Here is a 17,412-nt window from a genome sequence, read left to right on the forward strand (position 1 = left end):
AAAGTCCGAAACCCGGGCAGCTATAATCGCGTGACTGTTTTTGGTGGTGCTATGCAATCCTCTTCCCCGTCCAACCCGCCGTCCACGCCGCCCGAGAAGCCGAAAAAAGCCAAACGCCCATGGTGGGCGAGGCTCATGCTCGGATTTTTCGTCAGCGTTTTCGCGCTCGTCGTCTGCGCGGGTCTGGTGCTCGGCTACGCGCTTGTCGTTGCGATGCCGAACCTGCCGTCGCTCGAAGCGCTCACCGATTACAAGCCGAAGGTGCCGCTGCGCATCTACACGGCCGATCACGTTCTGATCGGCGAATTCGGCGAAGAGCGCCGCAGTGTCGTGCGCATTCAGGACGTGCCCGATCATCTGAAAAAAGCCGTGCTCGCCATCGAAGACGCGCGCTTTTACGATCACGGCGGCGTCGATCTCACCGGCATTCTGCGCGCGGGCTCGGTCGCCCTGACCAACGGCCACGCGTCGCAAGGCGCGAGCACGATCACGATGCAGGTCGCGCGCAATTTCTTCCTGTCGAGCGAGAAGACCTACACGCGCAAGATTTATGAAATGCTGCTCGCGTACAAGATCGAGCGCGCGTTGACGAAGGATCAGATTCTGGAGGTCTATATGAATCAGATCTATCTCGGGCAGCGCGCGTATGGTTTCGCGAGCGCGGCGCGGGTCTATTTCGGCAAGGATCTGAAGGACGTCTCGCTCGCCGAGGCGGCGATGCTCGCGGGTCTGCCGAAAGCGCCCTCGGCGTACAACCCGGTCGTCAATCCGAAGCGCGCGAAGGTGCGGCAAGAGTACATCCTGCAACGCATGCGCGAGCTGAACTTCATCACGCAGGCTGAGTACGAGCAGGCCGTGCAGCAGCCGCTCGTCGTGAAGGGACAGGGCCGCGAATTCAGCGTGCACGCCGAGTACGTCGCGGAAATGGTGCGTCAGATGCTGTACGCGCAATACCGCGAAGAAGCGTACACGCGCGGCCTGAATGTCGTGACGACGATCGATTCCGCCGACCAGGACGCCGCGTATCGCGCGGTGCGCAAGGGCCTGATGGATTACGAGCACCGGCACGGCTATCGCGGGCCGGAAGGTTACATCGATCTGCCGGCGAACGCGGATGACCGCGAGCAGGCCATCGACGATGCGCTCGCCGAGCATCCCGACAACGGCGAGATCGTCGCGGCGGTCGTGACGTCGGCGAGTCCGAAGGAAGTGAAGGCGAGCTTCATCGACGGCAACACGGCAACCATCAGCGGCAACGATCTGCGTTTCGTGCAGTTCGCGCTCTCGTCGCGCGCGCAGCCGAACTCGCGCATTCGTCCGGGCGCGATCGTGCGTCTCATGAAGGACGACGACGGCGACTGGATCATCACGCAATTGCCGCAAGTCGAAGGCGCGCTCGTGTCGATGGTGCCGCAGGACGGCGCGATCCGTGCGCTCGTCGGCGGCTTCGACTTCAACAAGAACAAGTTCAATCACGTCACGCAGGCATGGCGCCAGCCGGGATCGAGCTTCAAGCCGTTCATCTATTCGGCATCGCTCGAAAAGGGTCTCTCGCCCGCGACGATCATCAACGACGGACCGCTTTTCTTCAGCGCCGCCGAGACGGGCGGCCAGGCGTGGGAGCCGAAGAACTACGGCGGCGGCTTCGACGGCCCGATGACCATGCGCTCCGCGTTGCAGCGCTCGAAGAACATGGTGTCGATCCGCATCCTGAGTCATATCGGCACGAAGTACGCGCAGCAGTACATCACGCGCTTCGGCTTCGATGCGGACCGTCATCCCGCTTATCTGCCGATGGCGCTCGGCGCCGGCCTCGTCACACCGCTGCAAATGGCAGCCGGTTACGCGGTGTTCGCGAACGGTGGATATCGTGTGAATCCGTATCTGATCGCCGATATCACCGATCCGTACGGGCGCGTCGTGTCGCATCCGCAGCCGCTCGTCGCGCAGCAAAGCGCGCCGCTCGCGATCACGCCGCGCAACGCTTTCGTGATGAACAGCCTGTTGCAGAGCGTCGCGCAGCACGGCACGGGCGCGAAGACGAATCAACTGAAGCGCGGCGATCTGGCCGGCAAGACGGGCACGACGAACGATTCGCGCGATGCGTGGTTCGCCGGTTATCAGCGCACGCTCGTGGCGATCGCGTGGATCGGCTATGACAATCCGCGCAGCCTCGGCGACAAGGAAACGGGCGGCGGTCTCGCGCTGCCGGTGTGGATGGATTACATGGGCCGCGCGCTGAAGGGCGTGCCCGAGTACAAGCCGATGATGCCGCCCGATATCACGTCGCTCGGCAACGAGCTGTACTACGACGACATGACGCCGGGCCGCGGCTTCGTCGCAACGATCGGTGTGAGCCAGGCGCCGCCGCAGGAAGGCGTGTCAGGCGTGACTGCGCCCGCGCCCGAGGTTGGCGAGCAGGAAAAACAGGACATCATGAATCTGTTCAAGGGGCAGTAACCCGGCCCCTGCAAAGCAAAGCGAGCGGACCGAAAGGCCGCTCGTTTTTTTTTACGCCTCGATTTATGCCTTGAAGCGGATCGGCTCGCCGGCCTGCTCGCTCGAATATTTGCTCAGCGTCGCGAAGAATTCGCTGTTGTCGCGCGTGTCGCGCCAGGCGCCGTCGACGTATTTGTAGTGGAATCCGCCCGCCTTCGCCGCGAGCCAGATTTCGTGCTTCGGCGGCTGCAAGTTGACGATCACCTTCGTGCGATTCTCGAATTCCAGCGTGAGCACATTGCCGCTGCGCTCGAATTCGATGTCCGCTTCGGCGTTGTCCACCGAGCGCTCGATGGCCGTCAGCGCGGCCTCCGCCAGCGTCAGGTATTCCTGGTCTGTCATGCTAAACTCCATCGATTAAACGTATAGGGACGGTCATGCGAGTCGTTTTCAAGATGAGCGCGATTGTAGCGGCTTTGAGCATCGGCGCCGCGGCAACGCTCTCGCTCGGCGGTTGTGGGCAACGCGGTCCGCTGTATCTGCCAAGAGTGCCGCCGCTGCCGCAACGTCCCAACGACCTCCAGAATACGCCGCCTTCGAACGTCGCTCCGGACAGCGAAACGGCATCGAGACAGCCGCTCTCGCTTTCGCCCGAGACCGATCTCAAAACCAGTCCCAATGGTGCATCGGCGCCGAAAGCCGCGTCGTCCGCTTACTGATCCTCGAGCCTTAACGCCTTCGTGGCGCACTTTCGATTCCACGCATGAGTGATTCCGCATTCCACTACGTCGACGGCGTGTTGCACGTCGAAGGCGTCTCAGCCGCGTCGCTCGCGGACCAGTTCGGCACGCCGCTCTACGTCTATTCGCGCGATGCCCTCACGCGCGCCTATCACGCTTACGCCGATGCCTGCGCCGGCCGCAAGGCAACGGTGCACGTCGCGGTGAAGGCGAACAGCAATCTCGCGGTGCTCAACGTGTTCGCGCGCATGGGCGCGGGCTTCGACATCGTGTCGTCGGGCGAGCTCGCGCGCGTGCTCGCGGCCGGCGGCAAGGCGGAGAACACGGTGTTTTCGGGCGTCGGCAAGACGGCGGCCGAAATGCGCGAGGCGCTCGAAGCGGGCGTCAAGTGCTTCAACGTCGAGTCGATTCCCGAGTTGCACGCGCTCAACGAAGTCGCGAAGTCGCTCGGCAAGAAAGCGCCGGTTTCGCTGCGCGTGAATCCCGACGTCGATGCAAAAACGCATCCGTACATCTCCACCGGCCTCAAGTCGAACAAGTTCGGCGTCGCGTTCAGCGATGCGCGCGCGACGTACGCGCAAGCGCATGCCATGCCGAATCTCGATGTCGTCGGCATCGATTGCCATATCGGCTCGCAGATCACCGAAATCAGCCCGTATCTCGACGCGCTCGACAAGCTGCTCGAACTCGTCGAGCAGATCGAAGCGGACGGCATGAGCATTCGTCACGTCGATGTCGGCGGCGGTCTCGGCATCACCTACGACGACGAAACGCCGCCCGATATCGGCGTGTTCGTGAAGACGCTGCTCGATCACATCGAGAAGCGCGGCCACGGTCAGCGCGAAGTGTATTTCGAGCCGGGGCGCTCGCTCGTCGGCAACGCGGGCGTGCTGCTGACGCGCGTCGAGTTCCTGAAGCCGGGCGAGGAAAAGAACTTCGCCATCGTCGATGCCGCGATGAACGACCTCGCGCGTCCCGCGATGTACGAGGCGTTTCATCGCATCGTGCCGGTCGTGAAGCGCGACGAGAAAGCGCATACATACGATGTCGTCGGTCCGGTATGCGAAAGCGGCGACTGGCTCGGACGCGATCGCGAGCTGTCCATCGCGCCCGGCGATCTGCTCGCGATCTGCTCGGCGGGCGCGTACGGCTTCGTGATGAGCTCGAACTACAACACGCGTCCGCGCGCCGCCGAAATCATGGTCGATGGGGAACGCGCGCGGCTCGTGCGCGAGCGTGAGGAAGTGAAGCAGCTGTTCGCCGGCGAATCGATTCTGCCGGACTGAAGCGCCGCGCTTCGAACGAAAAAGCGATGCCCTGACAAGCATCGCTTTTTTTATGCGCGTCGCGCTTTGAGCCAGGCGATCACGCGCCAGCCGAGCAGCACGATCACGATCGAGCCGTAGATCTTCGGCAGTTCGAGATCGTGTTTGCCCGCCTTCATCCACCAGAAATGCAGGATCGCGAGCGCGGCGATCAGATAGATCGCGCGATGCAAGGTCTGCCAGCGACGGCCGAGCTTGCGCACCATCGCTTTCGGCGATGTGACCGCGAGCGGAATCAGCAGCACGAACGCCGCGAAACCGACCGTGATGAACGGCCGCTTGCCGATGTCCTTCAGCATCGCGGCGACATCGAACCATTTGTCGAACCAGATGTACGTCGTGAAGTGCAGTACGGCGAAGAAGAACGCGAAGAGACCGATCATCCGGCGAAAGCGCGCGAGCGCCGTCACGCCCGTCAGGCGGCGCACGGGCGTGATCGCGAGCGTGATGCACAGATACACGAGCGTCCAGAGGCCGGTCGAGCGCGTGATGAATTCGATCGGATTCGCGCCCAGGCCGCCCGTCGCGCCGAGCAGCACGAGACGTGCGAGCGGAAACAGCATCGCGACGAACACGACGATCTTGACCGGAACGATCCATCGCGGTCCCGTCGCGACGCGCGCGCTTTTGATCTGGGAAGCGGACGACATCGTTCAGAAGTTCTTCTTCAGATCCATGCCGGCATACATCGACGCGACCTGATCGCCGTAGCCGTTGAACATGAGCGTCTTGCGTTTCGGCTGAAAGAAACCGTCCTCGCCGATGCGCCGCTCGGTCGCCTGACTCCAGCGCGGATGATCGACATTCGGATTCACGTTCGAAAAGAAGCCGTATTCGCTCGGCGCGTAGAGATTCCAGCTCGTTGGCGGCTGTTTCTCGACAAAGCGGATTTTCACCAGCGATTTCGCGCTCTTGAAACCGTACTTCCACGGCACGACGACACGCACCGGCGCGCCGTTCTGATTCGGCAGCACTTCTCCGTACAAGCCGAGGGTCAGCAGCGTGAGCGGATTCATCGCCTCGTCCATGCGCAGACCTTCGGAATACGGCCATTCGAGGATCGGCGTCGAAAGTCCCGGCATCTGCGACGGATCGGCCAGCGTGATGAACTGCACGTACTTCGCGTTGCCCGTCGGCTCGGCGCGCTTGATGAGCTCCGACAACGACACGCCGATCCACGGAATCACCATCGACCAGCCTTCGACGCAGCGCAGCCGGTACACGCGTTCCTCGAGCGGCGCGAGCTTGAGAATGTCGTCGATGTCGTAGACCTTCGGATTCTTGATCGCGCCCTCGACGGACACTTTCCACGGCCGCGGACGCAGCGTGCCGGCGTGGGCGGCGGGATCGTCCTTGTCGGTGCCGAACTCGTAGAAGTTGTTGTAGCTCGTGATGTCCTTGAACGGCGTCGGCTTGTCGAGCGCGACGAACTTCGGGTTGGTCGTCGCGGCCAGCTTCTGGCCTTTGGCGTCGGGCGATGTCAGCGTCGCGTGGGCGAGGCCGCTCGCGCCGGCGAGTCCTGTCGCGGCGAGCGCGCCGAGCGAACGAAGCGTGCGCCGGCGATTCTCGAACACGTCGCGCGGCGTGATTTCGTGACTCGCAATGTCATCGCCGTACAGATTACGGCCTTGTTTGATCCACATGAAGCGTGACTCCTTCCGTTCATTCTTGTACGGAGAAAACAGCAGATTGGATGCCAGTATTCCACCGCAAAACGAAAAAAAACCGCCAGCGCTCGTCACGCATGGCGGTCTTTTTCGATTCGACGCTGCCGATCAGAGCTTGCCGTAACTATGCAAGCCCGAAAGGAACATGTTGACGCCGAGGAACGCGAAGGTCGTGACGATCAGGCCCGTCAGCGCCCACCATGCGGCGGCGGCGCCGCGCAGGCCTTTCATCAGGCGCATGTGCAGCCACGCGGCGTAGTTCAGCCAGACGATCAGCGCCCAGGTTTCCTTCGGATCCCAGCTCCAGTAGCCGCCCCACGCTTCCGCCGCCCACAGCGCGCCGAGGATCGTCGCGATGGTGAAGAACGCGAAGCCGACGGCGATCGACTTGTACATCACGTCGTCGAGCACTTCGAGCGACGGCAGGCGGTCCGCCATGAAACCGCGCTGCTTCGCGAGATACGCGACGGAGACCATCGCCGAGAGCGCGAAGCTGCCATAGCCGATGAAGTTCGCCGGAACGTGGATCTTCATCCACCAGCTTTGCAGCGCGGGGACGAGCGGCTGAATCTGCTGTGCATCGCGCGCGATCGAATACCACATCAGGAAACCGACCGCCGCGCTGATCACGAGCAGCACGAACGCGCCCATCGCGCGCGTCGAGTAATGCTGCTCGTAGTAGAGATAAAACAGCGACGTGATGAGGCAGAACAACACGAAGACTTCGTACAGATTCGAAATCGGAATATGGCCGACGTCCGAGCCGATCATGTAGGACTCGTACCAGCGCACCATCAGTCCGGTGAAGCCCATCAGCACCGCGACCCACGTCATGCGCGAGCCGATCGCGCCGCCCGTCTGCGAGCGCGTCGCAAGGCCGATCCAGTAGAAGAGCGTCGCGAGGATGAAGAGCGCGCTCATCCACAAGATCGCGGACTGGCTCGACAGGAAGTACTTGAGGAAGAAGTTCGTGTCGGCGCGAGCGAGGTCGTGCTGATAGAGCTGGATCGAGAAAAGCGACAACACCGCGATCAACGCGATCAGCAGGCGTACCGGTTTCCAGCGCCAACCGAGCACGACGAACGTCGGCACGGCGCCGACCAGCACGGCCGTGTCGTACACGTCCATGTACGCGTGATAGCGGTTCAGCGCGAAACCCGCGCCCGCGACCATCGCGAGGGCGAAGAGCCAGTCGATCAGCGTGAGCCTGCGCAGGAACGGACGATCGTCGAACTCGGCGACATCGGGAAGCCCCGATGCCGGACGTTCCGTCTTGGCGGAGGCGTGGGAGGAAGTCTGTGTGAGGTCCATGATCTTACCGTGTTGAAACTTCCGAGCTCGGGGTCTCGGTTTGCGAATGCCGGTGCGCGTTTTGCGCCGGGGACGGATCGGCCGGTACTTCCGGCTTCACGCCGAGCGCCGCTGCGATCTGCGCGCGCGTACGCACGAACTCTTTCTCGAAATCGAACGTGCGGCGGGCGGTGGACATCGCCATCAGCACGCTCGCGCCGCCCTGGCCCGTATCTTTGAGCCAGAACCAGAGCCGGCGTTCGCGCACGTAAAACATCGCGAAAATGCCGACGACCAGCAGAAGGCTGCCAAGATACACCAGATTTTTACCCGGCGCGCGCGTCAACTGGAATACCGAAGCTTGCACCTGCCTGAAGTTGTCCAGTTGCAGAAAGACCGGCGAACCGTACAGAAAGCTGTCGGAAAGCGCGTTGATGGACGATTGCACGAACGCGGCGTTCTTATCGTCCACTTTAGCCGCGGGCTGGCCGTTTTGCTCTCGGGAAATCTGCCATACGTCCCACATCGCGCCTTCGAGCATCCTCATCAGCAGGCCGGCGGCTTTCTCCTGCTCGCCCTTCGGCACCGATTTGTCGATAAACATCGCGATGCTCTGGAAACCGCCAATCATCTGCGGATTCGTCGTCGCCTTGCCGGTTTCATCGGCGCCTGCGAAAAGATTCAGCACGCGGACGGCGCTTTCCTCCAGATGTTTCTGCAGTTCACCGTTTTCCTGCGGCACCGAACGCAACGCGAAACGATGCGCGGCTTCGGCGCGCGTCGCCGGCGTCGCGAGCGCGGCGCGCAGGTCCATCCACTGTTTGACGGTGCCCTGATCGTCGGCGGGAATGCGCAGATAGCGGAACGGATCGTTCGGGCTCAGGCGCATGCCCGCGAGGAACATACGCTGGCCGCTCACGTCCACGGGCACCATGTAGTTGCTGTATTCGCGCGCCTGGCCGTCCGTGCCGCGCACCTTGTATTGCACCGACGGGCCGATATTGCGCAGATCCGTCGGTCTCGACGTTTTGGCGCCTGAGCCGAGGCGCTCGTCGAATGCATCGCGCAGCGTTTCCTTCTTGCCGACGCCGCGCGCGTCGGGCGCGCCGCTGCCGTCGGTCATGTTCTCGACGTTGATCGCGCGGAAATCCGTGAACTCGACCGTCTCGCCCTGCGCGCCCGCGAACTGCGCGCCGATGGGCGCCGTGCCGCCGATCGTCCCGCTGAACGGCGCGGTCTTCGCGCTGCCGCCGGTCATCGGCCAGGCGGTCATTTCGAGTTTCGAGCCGCCGTCCTGAAAGCTCGATTGATAGATCGAAATGCCGTCGTAGGTGAACGGCTTGTTCACTTCGATGCGCGCCGGAATGCGCTTGCCTGTCTTGTGATCGATCACGACGATATCGCTCGCGAAGAGCTTCGGCATGCCGGTCGAGTAGTAATCGACGATGAACTTATTGAGCTGAATCGAGAACGGCAGGTCCTGAATGATCGAGCCGTCTTGCTGATTCAGTATCGCCGTGCCGACGAACTGCCCTTCGGGCACCCATGCGTAGCCGCGGAAAGTCGGATTCGACGTTGAAAGACGATGCTCGCGCGGAATGTCGTTGATGACGGCGTTGCTGTTGATCGGCGTCTTGTTGAACATCCACATCTGCAGCTTGATGGGCAGATTGCTGTCCAGCAGACCGCCGATACAGATCACGACGATCGCCAGATGCGCCGAGATATAGCCGATCTTGGTCATCGCGCCGCGCTTGGCGGTGATGAGCGTCGCGCCGTTGTCGGTCTCGCGCGTCTTGAAGCGGTAGCCCATCTTCGCGGACAGGCGTTCGAGCGTCGCGGCGGTCTGCGCGCGATCGGCCGTGACCGTGAACTCGCCCTTGTGATGGAACGCGCGCAGCCCGCCTTCGTGCACGCGATCCTTCCAGCTCTTGATGTCCGCGATCATCTTCGGGCTGTTTCGGATCACGCACAGCGACACCGAGATCACGAGGAAAATCAGGATCAGCATGAACCACCATGCGCTGTACACGGTGTAGATGCTCAAGCCACGGAAGATGTCCGCCCAGAACGGGCCGAACTGATTGACGTAGTTGGGATACGGATCGTCCTGCGTAAGCACCGTGCCGATGATGCTCGCGATCGCCAGAATGACCAGCAATGCGATGGCGAAGCGCATCGAACTGACGAGTTCGACGAAATGCCTGATGGCCCGACGGCTCGACTTCGACTGCAAACCCGATGTGGTGACGCTCATTCAAACTCCGGCTGGACAGCAAAAAAGGGTGGAGACGCTGGCGGTCTTTGTCGACCGACGTCCCACCCTTTTCTTGTTTTCGCGCCGGTCTTCTCGGATAGTCCGGGACCGGCTTCGTAGTATGGGCGATTCTCCGTCTCTGCATGGAGAACCGCTGGACGCTGACTGCTATGCGTTCAATGCAAACCGGCGATGTAGTCGGCGACCGCCTTCATCTCCGCTTCGTTCAGGCGCGAGGAAATCTGGTGCATCGGCTCGCTGTTGTTGCGTTGTCCCGATGCGAAGGCGTTCAACTGCGCCACTGTGTAATCGCCCCACTGCCACGACAGCCGCGGATACTGCACCGGAATGCCCATGCCCGTCGCGCCGTGGCACGCCGCACACGCCGGCACGCCCTTGTCCGCGATGCCGCCGCGGTAGATCTTCTGGCCCAACGCGACGTCGTTCTTGTCGCGCGCGTAATTGGGCTTTGCCTTCTGCGACGCGAAGTACGCCGCGACGTTCACCATGTCCTGATCCGATAGCGCGCCCGCGATGCCCGCCATGATCGGATTGTTGCGCGCCGGTGCCTTTGCACCCGGCTGCGTCTTGTAATCCTTCAACTGCTTGACGATGTACTCGGCGTGCTGCCCCGCGAGCCGCGGAAATGCCGCGCCGGCGCTGTTGCCGTCTGCCGCGTGACACGCCGCGCACACCTGAGTCGCGATAGCCTGGCCTCGCGTCACATCCGGCTTGGCCGCTTGCGCGGGCTCCGCCGCACTCACTGACATCGATACCGCCAGACCGCTCAAACCTGCACCGAAAGCCGCCGCTGCCCGAATCACCACCAGAGACCTGTACAGTCGGTTCATTCGCGTACCCTGTTTTTCGTCTTGTGAGAATGTGAGGTTCTGCAAAAAACGACGGCGACCGATCATCGCCGCAAGATACCCGAACTCGCTGAACGAAGAGGCCCAAAAGTACGCCTCTGAAAACTGTCTCGCTCCTTGTGGGTGCCGCCTGCGGCTTGGGTCTTGCGTGCCCGCTGATCTTTAAAAATCCGTCGTATTGTACAATAACCCGCTATACGCAAAGACGCCAGTCGGGGCATGCCCAGTATTTGCCGGGTTCTCAAGGCTTCGGTTTTCGCAGCGCTTTCGATTGGACCCGCCCATGTCATTCCTGCTTCATCAATCCCGCTTCTTCACGACCGTCAACCATCTGCGCGATCTGCCGCCGACGCCGCAACCCGAAATCGCTTTTGCGGGGCGCTCGAACGCCGGTAAATCGACGGCGATCAACATCCTCTGCAATCAGAAGCGGCTTGCTTTCGCGAGTAAAACGCCGGGGCGCACGCAGCACATCAATTACTTCTCCGTCGGTCCGGAAGCCGCGCCGGTCGGCTATCTCGTCGACCTTCCCGGATACGGTTACGCCGAAGTGCCGGGCGCCGCGAAGGAACATTGGCAGCGGCTGCTTTCGACGTACCTGCAAAGCCGCGCGCAACTGTGCGGCATGATCCTGATGATGGATTCGCGCCGGCCGCTCACCGACCTCGATCGCATCATGATCGACTGGTTCGCGCCGACCGGAAAACCGATTCACGCGCTGCTCACCAAATGCGACAAATTGACGCGACAGGAGATGACGAACGCTCTGCGTGCGACCAAGAAATCCTTCGCCGAATATAAAGACGCGGGCTATCGCGGCGAACTCACGGCGCAGCTCTTTTCCGCGCTCAAACGGACGGGCATCGACGAGGCGCACGAACAGATCGAAAGCTGGCTGATACCGGAAGAAGCCGGCGAAAACGCGTCAGAAGACGCAGCCGAGTGAGCGCGGCGCGTGCGCGCCGGCATAAAAAAACCCGCCGCATAACGGCGGGTTAATAGCCTAATCGAATAACGACAGGCACCCGCTCAGGGAGGAGAAGCGGGGAGTCCGGCGGCAAGCGCCTCGCTCGATCGGTATGATATACCATTGTCTCAAAGCGGTTTCAGACGCAGCCAAGTGCTTGTTCGGCAAGGGTTTAGGCGTCTCGGAACACGTTTTCGACCTCCCCTGAAGACCACCCAAATTCGAGTCGAAATATGAGCTTCTATCCTCACCATCGCCCGCGCCGGATGCGCCGCGATGACTTCTCGCGCCGTCTGATGCGCGAAAACATCCTCACGACGAACGACCTCATCTATCCCGTGTTCATCGTCGAAGGTACGAATGTGCGGCAGGCCGTGCCGTCGATGCCCGGCGTCGAGCGCACGTCCGTCGATTTGCTGATGAAAGTCGCCGAGCAATGCGTCGAACTTGGCGTGCCGGTGCTGTCGCTGTTCCCGGCGATCGAACCGTCGATCAAGACGCCCGATGGCCGCGAAGCCACGAATCCGGACGGTCTCATTCCGCGCGCCGTGCGCGAGCTGAAGAAGAACTTCCCGATGCTCGGCGTGCTGACCGACGTCGCGCTCGATCCGTACACGAGCCACGGCCAGGACGGCGTGCTCGACGAAGAAGGCTACGTGAAGAACGACGAAACGAGCGAAATTCTCGTCGAGCAGGCGCGCACCCAAGCTGAAGCGGGCGTGGATATCGTCGCGCCGTCGGACATGATGGACGGGCGCATCGGCGCGATCCGCGAGATGCTCGAAAGCGAAAGCCACATCCACACGCGCATCATGGCGTATGCGGCGAAGTACGCGTCGGCGTTCTACGGCCCGTTCCGTGACGCCGTCGGTTCCGCAGCGAATCTCGGCAAGAGCAACAAGATGACGTATCAGATGGACCCGGCCAACTCGGACGAAGCGATGCGCGAAGTGCGCATGGACATCGAGGAAGGCGCGGACATGGTGATGGTCAAGCCGGGCATGCCGTACCTCGACATCGTGCGGCGCGTGAAGGACGAGTTCCGCTTCCCGACGTACGCGTATCAGGTGAGCGGCGAGTACGCGATGATCAAGGCGGCCGCGCAGAACGGCTGGATCGATCACGACAAGGTCATGATGGAAGCGCTGCTCGCGTTCAAGCGCGCGGGCGCGGACGGCGTGCTAACGTACTTCGCGCTGGATGCGGCGCGGATCATTCGCGCTTCCGTGTAAGCGCCAAAAGGGCGATGCGAGTGCATCGCCCTTTTTTTATCCGTTCAGTTTATCGAGACTCTTCAGGAACGTATCCGCCGATTCATACCCGACCACGCGCGCGACTTCGTTGCCCTGCGCATCGAAGAAGATAATTCCCGGCGGCCCGAAAAGCTTGAAGCGCTTGAGGAGAATTTGATCGTTCGTGTTGTTGGCGGTCACGTCCGCGCGCAGAAGATTCAGTTGCGCGAGGCGCGCTTGCACACGGGCGTCGGAGAAAGTCAGCTTCTCCATTTCCTTGCACGACACGCACCAGTCCGCGTAGAAATCGAGCATCGCGGGACGCGCCGCCGCTTTCACCGCCGAGTCCAGTTCCGCCGATGAACGCACCGGCGCGAAGATCAGGCCCTGCGATTGCGCATTCGCCGACGTCTCGCTGCGGGAAGCCAGCACGGCGAGCGGGCGCAGCGGATCTGTCGAACCCGCCGCCAATCCGACGAGCAGCGTCGCCGCCCAGATCGCGAATGCCGCTCCGAGCCCGCGCCCGAGCCGCTTCCACACACCGACAGGCGCCGCCGCGCCCGACGAGAACAATCCGAGCGATGCCGCCGCGATCAGCAGCCATAGCGCCGCGAGCAGCATCTGCGCAACGCCGCCGATGACCGGCCAGACGATCCACAGCGCGGCCGCGAGCAGCACGACGCCGAAGAAGACCTTCACGCCGTCCATCCACGCACCGGCGCGCGGCAGAACCGAACCCGCGCCGAGCCCGATGACGAGCAGCGGCACGCCCAGTCCGATGCCCATTGCGAAGAGCGCGGCGCCGCCGAGCGCAGCGTTGCCGGTGTGCGCGATGAACGCGAGCACCGCGAAAAGTGGCGCAGTCATGCACGCGCCGACCACGAGCGCGGACAGCGCGCCCATCGCCGCGACTGCCGCGAACTTGCCGCCGCTGCGCTTCTGCGATGCTTCGTTGACGCCCGCTTGCCAGCGCGCGGGCAGCGCGATATCGACGCCCGAGATCAACGCGATGGCGAACGCCGCGAGCAGCAGGCCGAACGCGCCGAGCACCCACGGGTTCTGCAGCCACGCGCCGAGGCTTTGTCCGATCAACGCGGCAGCGACGCCGAGCGCAGTATAGACGAGCGCCATGCCGATCACGTACGAAACCGACAATGCGAATCCGCGCGAACGCGTCACACGCGCGCCTTCGCCGACGATGATCGCGGACAGAATCGGGATCATCGGATACGAGCATGGCAGGAGGCTCAGCACCATGCCGGCAAGGAAATAGAGTCCGACGACTGTGAAGAATCCGCCGCCCTCGAGCATCGATTGCGCGTAGTCGGCGCTGGTCGCGCGCTCGAACCAGGTGTCGCCGGTGTTTGCGCTCGTCGTCGCAGTCGGCGCCGCGCCCGCGGGCTGGAGCGCGTCGCCGCGCACACGGTAGGCCTTCTCCATCGGCGGATAGCAGATGCCGCCATCCGCGCAACCCTGCGACGTCACCGCGAGCTCGAACGGCCCGTTCGCTTTCGTCACCGGAATACGGATGATCAGTTCGCCGCGATACGTCTCGACGTCCTTGTTGAACGTCTGATCGAAATGAACTTTGCCCGCCGGAAGTTGCGCCGCGCCGATGGTCGCGTCGCCGCTCTTCACCGCGAACGCGAAACGCTCACGGTACATGTAGTAGCCGTCGGCGATCTTGTAGCGCACGTCCACTTCGCCCGGCTTTTCGGATGCGCTGAATTTGAACGCGACGTCGGGATCGAGGAAATCGTCGGCTGCGCGCGCGGCGCCCGACAGCAGCGCGAACGCCGCCAGGAAGAGAAACGCGCCGAAAAGTCGCCGCGTGACAAGGCGAGAAAACTCAAACATGAAGAGGACGCTGCGTTTCTGCGTTGACCCACTGGCCGTATCCCGGCGATGCATCGACCTGCCAGACGAGGATTTCGGGCGTTTCATACGGATGTCGAGCCTCGACGAAGCGCTGCAATTCTGCGCTGCGCGCGACGCTCGTCTTGAACAACAACTGCACTTCCTGCGACGACTCCAGCACGCCCTTCCAGTGATATTGCGACGACACGGCGCCGAGATTCGTCACGCACGCCGCGAGCCGCGCGTCCAGCGCCGCATGCGCGAGCGCATCGGCTGCGGCGGCGTCGGGCAGCGTGGACAGCATCAAAACGACGGGGACGTTCACTCGGCGTGCTCCGAGAGGTTAATTGCGTATCGTAGCATCGGCGGCTGACACTCACTTTTACGCCTCGGCGCGCTGAAATGTCGCAGCCAGAAAGCAAAAAGGCCAAGCTCTAAGCCTGGCCTTTCTGGTAACAACCGAAAACGGGATTTATTCCGCTTCTTGCACTTCTTCCGTCTCTTCGACTTCCGGGCGATCCATCAGTTGGACCAGCGCCATCGGGGCGTTATCGCCGACGCGGAAACCGAACTTCAGGATGCTCAGGTAGCCGCCCGGGCGGTTCGCGTAGCGCGGGCCGAGGACGTCGAACAGCTTCGCGACGGAATCACGATCGCGCAGGCGGTTGAACGCCAGACGACGGTTCGCGAGCGACGGCTTCTTGCCCAGCGTGATGAGGGGCTCGACGACCTTGCGCAGTTCCTTGGCCTTCGGCAGCGTCGTCTTGATGACTTCGTGCTCGATCAGCGAGTTCGACATATTGCGGAGCATTGCCAGACGATGGCTGCTCGTGCGGTTCAGTTTCCGCAGACCATGCTTATGACGCATTTCAGTTCCTTTAACGAGTTTTGATCCAGCTCTTCTATTGCACCCTAATTTGGGTGCACGGGCCGGTCAGGTAAAAGCAAGACGCGGATTTTAAAGCAAAATCCGCGTCTTTGCCAAGTTACGCGACTGCGTTTGGTATTACTTGTCCAACCCGGCCGGCGGCCAGTTTTCGAGCTTCATACCGAGCGTCAGACCGCGCGAAGCCAGCACTTCCTTGATTTCGTTCAGCGACTTGCGGCCGAGGTTCGGCGTCTTCAGCAGCTCGTTTTCCGTGCGCTGGATCAGGTCGCCGATGTAGTAGATGTTCTCGGCCTTCAGGCAGTTCGCCGAGCGAACCGTGAGTTCGAGATCGTCCACCGGACGCAGCAAGATCGGGTCGATCTGCGGTGCGCGCGACGGTGCTTCTGCTGCCGCTTCCGTGCCTTCCAGTGCGGCGAACACCGACAGCTGATCGACCAGAATGCGAGCCGACTGGCGGATCGCTTCTTCCGGCGAAATCACGCCGTTGGTCTCGATGTTCATCACGAGCTTGTCGAGGTCGGTGCGCTGTTCGACACGTGCGCTTTCGACGGCGTAGCTCACGCGGCGAACCGGCGAGAACGACGCGTCCAGCACGATGCGGCCGATGATCTTGGCCGACTCTTCGCCATACCGACGCACGTTGCCCGGCACGTAGCCGCGGCCCTTTTCGATCTTGATCTGAACGTCGAGCTTGCCGCCCTTCGACAGGTGAGCGATCACGTGTTCCGGATTGATGACCTCGCAGTCGTGCGCGAGTTCGATATCGCCGGCCGTGACAACGCCTTCGCCTTCCTTGCGCAGCGTCACCGTGACTTCGTCGCGGTTGTGCAGCTTGAAGACGACACCCTTCAGGTTCAACAGCAGGTTGACCACATCCTCTTGCACACCATCGAGCGTCGAGTATTCGTGCACGACGCCTGCGATCGTCACTTCTGTCGGCGCGTAGCCGATCATCGACGACAGCAGCACGCGCCGAAGCGCGTTACCCAAGGTGTGGCCATAGCCGCGTTCGAACGGCTCCATAACCACTTTCGCATGGTTCTCACCAAGCGATTCAACTGCAATGATCTTGGGCTTCAACAAACTGGTTTGCATAGGTTTTCCTTTTCAATACCCTCGGCTCGTTACACCGATAAGGCTGACCGGTGACAACCTGAAAATAAACAGCCGAGGCCACCTCTTGCCACGAGCAATCAGGCTCCCCGGCTGTCCATCCATTACCGCCGCGATTAACGCGAATACAATTCGACGATCAGGCTTTCGTTGATGTCGCCGGCGATGTCGCTACGCTCGGGCATCGACTTGAACGTGCCTTCGAACTTCTTCTCGTCGACCGACACCCAGCTCGGCATGCCGCCTTGCTGCGCCAGCGAGAGAGCTTCGACGATACGAGCCTGCTTGCGCGACTGCTCGCGCACGGACACGACGTCGCCCGACTTCACTTGCAGCGACGGGATGTTCGCGACTTGGCCGTTCACCATGATCGCCTTGTGGCTCACGAGCTGACGTGCTTCAGCGCGCGTCGAGCCGAAGCCCATGCGATACACGACGTTGTCGAGACGCGACTCGAGCAATTGCAGCAGGTTTTCGCCCGTCGGGCCCTTGCGGCGGTCGGCTTCAGCGAAGTAGCGGCGGAACTGACGCTCCAGCACACCGTAGATACGCTTCACTTTCTGCTTTTCGCGCAACTGGGTACCGTAGTCGGACGTACGCGCGCCCGAGGTGCGGCCGTGCTGGCCGGGCTTGCTGTCGAGCTTGCACTTGTCGGCGAGGGAGCGGCGTGCGCTCTTCAGGAACAGATCAGTGCCTTCACGGCGGGACAGCTTTGCTTTGGGACCGGTATAGCGTGCCACGTTGCATCCTTAAATATTGATCACGCA

At 62.1% G+C, this 17,412-nt stretch carries 16 protein-coding genes; 5 read left to right on the forward strand and 11 right to left on the reverse strand.

Going from position 1 to position 17,412, the window contains the following annotated elements; genetic code table 11:
- Positions 1-51: 51 nt before the first annotated feature.
- A complete protein-coding gene (locus tag QCE49_RS11935) occupies positions 52-2,460 on the forward strand; it encodes a penicillin-binding protein 1A (RefSeq protein ID WP_175983048.1) in 2,409 nt (802 codons plus the stop codon).
- 63 nt (positions 2,461-2,523) lie between these two features.
- Here QCE49_RS11935 and cyaY read toward each other — a convergent pair whose 3' ends face one another.
- On the reverse strand, positions 2,524-2,841 hold the full coding sequence (cyaY, locus tag QCE49_RS11940) for an iron donor protein CyaY (RefSeq protein ID WP_008344070.1): 318 nt from the start codon (positions 2,839-2,841) through the stop codon (positions 2,524-2,526).
- A 35-nt stretch (positions 2,842-2,876) separates the two neighbouring features.
- Between cyaY and lptM the strand changes: the two genes are divergently transcribed.
- Together lptM and lysA are read left to right on the forward strand one after the other, a co-directional pair.
- Complete coding sequence (lptM, locus tag QCE49_RS11945; RefSeq protein ID WP_008344068.1) at positions 2,877-3,158, forward strand: LPS translocon maturation chaperone LptM; 282 nt, start codon at positions 2,877-2,879, stop codon at positions 3,156-3,158.
- 44 nt (positions 3,159-3,202) lie between these two features.
- On the forward strand, positions 3,203-4,465 hold the full coding sequence (lysA, locus tag QCE49_RS11950; protein WP_175983046.1) for a diaminopimelate decarboxylase: 1,263 nt from the start codon (positions 3,203-3,205) through the stop codon (positions 4,463-4,465).
- Between the two features lie 50 nt (positions 4,466-4,515).
- Here the strand turns inward: lysA and msrQ are convergent, their stop codons facing one another.
- The 5 genes from msrQ to QCE49_RS11975 all read right to left on the reverse strand — a co-directional run bounded on the left by msrQ (position 4,516) and on the right by QCE49_RS11975 (position 10,569).
- Complete coding sequence (gene msrQ / locus QCE49_RS11955; RefSeq protein WP_008344065.1) at positions 4,516-5,154, reverse strand: protein-methionine-sulfoxide reductase heme-binding subunit MsrQ; 639 nt, start codon at positions 5,152-5,154, stop codon at positions 4,516-4,518.
- A 3-nt stretch (positions 5,155-5,157) separates the two neighbouring features.
- Positions 5,158-6,147, reverse strand: coding sequence for a protein-methionine-sulfoxide reductase catalytic subunit MsrP (gene msrP, locus QCE49_RS11960; protein WP_239295396.1), 990 nt, complete (start codon positions 6,145-6,147; stop codon positions 5,158-5,160).
- 132 nt (positions 6,148-6,279) lie between these two features.
- On the reverse strand, positions 6,280-7,482 hold the full coding sequence (gene ccsB / locus QCE49_RS11965; protein ID WP_008344060.1) for a c-type cytochrome biogenesis protein CcsB: 1,203 nt from the start codon (positions 7,480-7,482) through the stop codon (positions 6,280-6,282).
- A gap of 4 nt (positions 7,483-7,486) precedes the next feature.
- Positions 7,487-9,718 carry a cytochrome c biogenesis protein ResB gene (locus QCE49_RS11970; protein ID WP_250435271.1) on the reverse strand — a complete coding sequence of 744 codons (2,232 nt, stop codon included), beginning with the start codon at positions 9,716-9,718 and terminating at the stop codon, positions 7,487-7,489.
- Between the two features lie 176 nt (positions 9,719-9,894).
- Entirely contained in the window at positions 9,895-10,569 is a 675-nt protein-coding gene (locus QCE49_RS11975) for a cytochrome c (RefSeq protein ID WP_239295394.1), read from the reverse strand.
- Positions 10,570-10,870: 301 nt separating this feature from the next.
- Here QCE49_RS11975 and yihA point away from each other — a divergent pair, with 301 nt between their 5' ends.
- Both yihA and hemB read left to right on the forward strand, forming a co-directional pair.
- Positions 10,871-11,533, forward strand: coding sequence for a ribosome biogenesis GTP-binding protein YihA/YsxC (gene yihA, locus QCE49_RS11980; protein ID WP_008344055.1), 663 nt, complete (start codon positions 10,871-10,873; stop codon positions 11,531-11,533).
- Positions 11,534-11,787: 254 nt separating this feature from the next.
- Positions 11,788-12,786, forward strand: a complete 999-nt coding sequence (gene hemB / locus QCE49_RS11985; RefSeq protein WP_008344053.1) for a porphobilinogen synthase — start codon at positions 11,788-11,790, stop codon at positions 12,784-12,786.
- 36 nt (positions 12,787-12,822) lie between these two features.
- On the opposite strand, the gene dsbD is transcribed toward hemB, so the two are convergent.
- The 5 genes from dsbD to rpsD all read right to left on the reverse strand — a co-directional run bounded on the left by dsbD (position 12,823) and on the right by rpsD (position 17,385).
- Positions 12,823-14,643 carry a protein-disulfide reductase DsbD gene (gene dsbD / locus QCE49_RS11990; RefSeq protein WP_250459043.1) on the reverse strand — a complete coding sequence of 607 codons (1,821 nt, stop codon included), beginning with the start codon at positions 14,641-14,643 and terminating at the stop codon, positions 12,823-12,825.
- Entirely contained in the window at positions 14,636-14,968 is a 333-nt protein-coding gene (cutA, locus tag QCE49_RS11995; RefSeq protein WP_250459045.1) for a divalent-cation tolerance protein CutA, read from the reverse strand. The genes dsbD and cutA overlap by 8 nt, the downstream gene beginning before the upstream one ends.
- A gap of 147 nt (positions 14,969-15,115) precedes the next feature.
- Complete coding sequence (gene rplQ / locus QCE49_RS12000) at positions 15,116-15,511, reverse strand: 50S ribosomal protein L17 (protein ID WP_008344047.1); 396 nt, start codon at positions 15,509-15,511, stop codon at positions 15,116-15,118.
- Between the two features lie 138 nt (positions 15,512-15,649).
- Entirely contained in the window at positions 15,650-16,627 is a 978-nt protein-coding gene (locus tag QCE49_RS12005) for a DNA-directed RNA polymerase subunit alpha (RefSeq protein ID WP_008344045.1), read from the reverse strand.
- A gap of 134 nt (positions 16,628-16,761) precedes the next feature.
- The gene (rpsD, locus tag QCE49_RS12010; RefSeq protein WP_008344042.1) at positions 16,762-17,385 is read right to left on the reverse strand and encodes a 30S ribosomal protein S4; all 624 of its coding nucleotides are present in this window, start codon (positions 17,383-17,385) and stop codon (positions 16,762-16,764) included.
- Positions 17,386-17,412 lie beyond the last annotated feature (27 nt).

This window comes from Caballeronia sp. LZ008 (assembly GCF_031451435.1).
Lineage (GTDB): Bacteria > Pseudomonadota > Gammaproteobacteria > Burkholderiales > Burkholderiaceae > Caballeronia > Caballeronia zhejiangensis.

What these genes read in the sequence shown, in the direction of transcription:
- ccsB (WP_008344060.1), bottom strand. Translation starts at nt 7,482, where the DNA reads ATGGACCTCACACAGACTTCCTCCCACGCCTCCGCCAAGACGGAACGT.
- rplQ (WP_008344047.1), bottom strand. Translation starts at nt 15,511, where the DNA reads ATGCGTCATAAGCATGGTCTGCGGAAACTGAACCGCACGAGCAGCCAT.
- cyaY (WP_008344070.1), bottom strand. Translation starts at nt 2,841, where the DNA reads ATGACAGACCAGGAATACCTGACGCTGGCGGAGGCCGCGCTGACGGCC.
- msrP (WP_239295396.1), bottom strand. Translation starts at nt 6,147, where the DNA reads ATGTGGATCAAACAAGGCCGTAATCTGTACGGCGATGACATTGCGAGT.
- hemB (WP_008344053.1), top strand. Translation starts at nt 11,788, where the DNA reads ATGAGCTTCTATCCTCACCATCGCCCGCGCCGGATGCGCCGCGATGAC.
- lysA (WP_175983046.1), top strand. Translation starts at nt 3,203, where the DNA reads ATGAGTGATTCCGCATTCCACTACGTCGACGGCGTGTTGCACGTCGAA.
- dsbD (WP_250459043.1), bottom strand. Translation starts at nt 14,643, where the DNA reads ATGTTTGAGTTTTCTCGCCTTGTCACGCGGCGACTTTTCGGCGCGTTT.
- QCE49_RS12005 (WP_008344045.1), bottom strand. Translation starts at nt 16,627, where the DNA reads ATGCAAACCAGTTTGTTGAAGCCCAAGATCATTGCAGTTGAATCGCTT.
- lptM (WP_008344068.1), top strand. Translation starts at nt 2,877, where the DNA reads ATGCGAGTCGTTTTCAAGATGAGCGCGATTGTAGCGGCTTTGAGCATC.
- QCE49_RS11970 (WP_250435271.1), bottom strand. Translation starts at nt 9,718, where the DNA reads ATGAGCGTCACCACATCGGGTTTGCAGTCGAAGTCGAGCCGTCGGGCC.
- yihA (WP_008344055.1), top strand. Translation starts at nt 10,871, where the DNA reads ATGTCATTCCTGCTTCATCAATCCCGCTTCTTCACGACCGTCAACCAT.
- QCE49_RS11935 (WP_175983048.1), top strand. Translation starts at nt 52, where the DNA reads ATGCAATCCTCTTCCCCGTCCAACCCGCCGTCCACGCCGCCCGAGAAG.
- QCE49_RS11975 (WP_239295394.1), bottom strand. Translation starts at nt 10,569, where the DNA reads ATGAACCGACTGTACAGGTCTCTGGTGGTGATTCGGGCAGCGGCGGCT.
- msrQ (WP_008344065.1), bottom strand. Translation starts at nt 5,154, where the DNA reads ATGTCGTCCGCTTCCCAGATCAAAAGCGCGCGCGTCGCGACGGGACCG.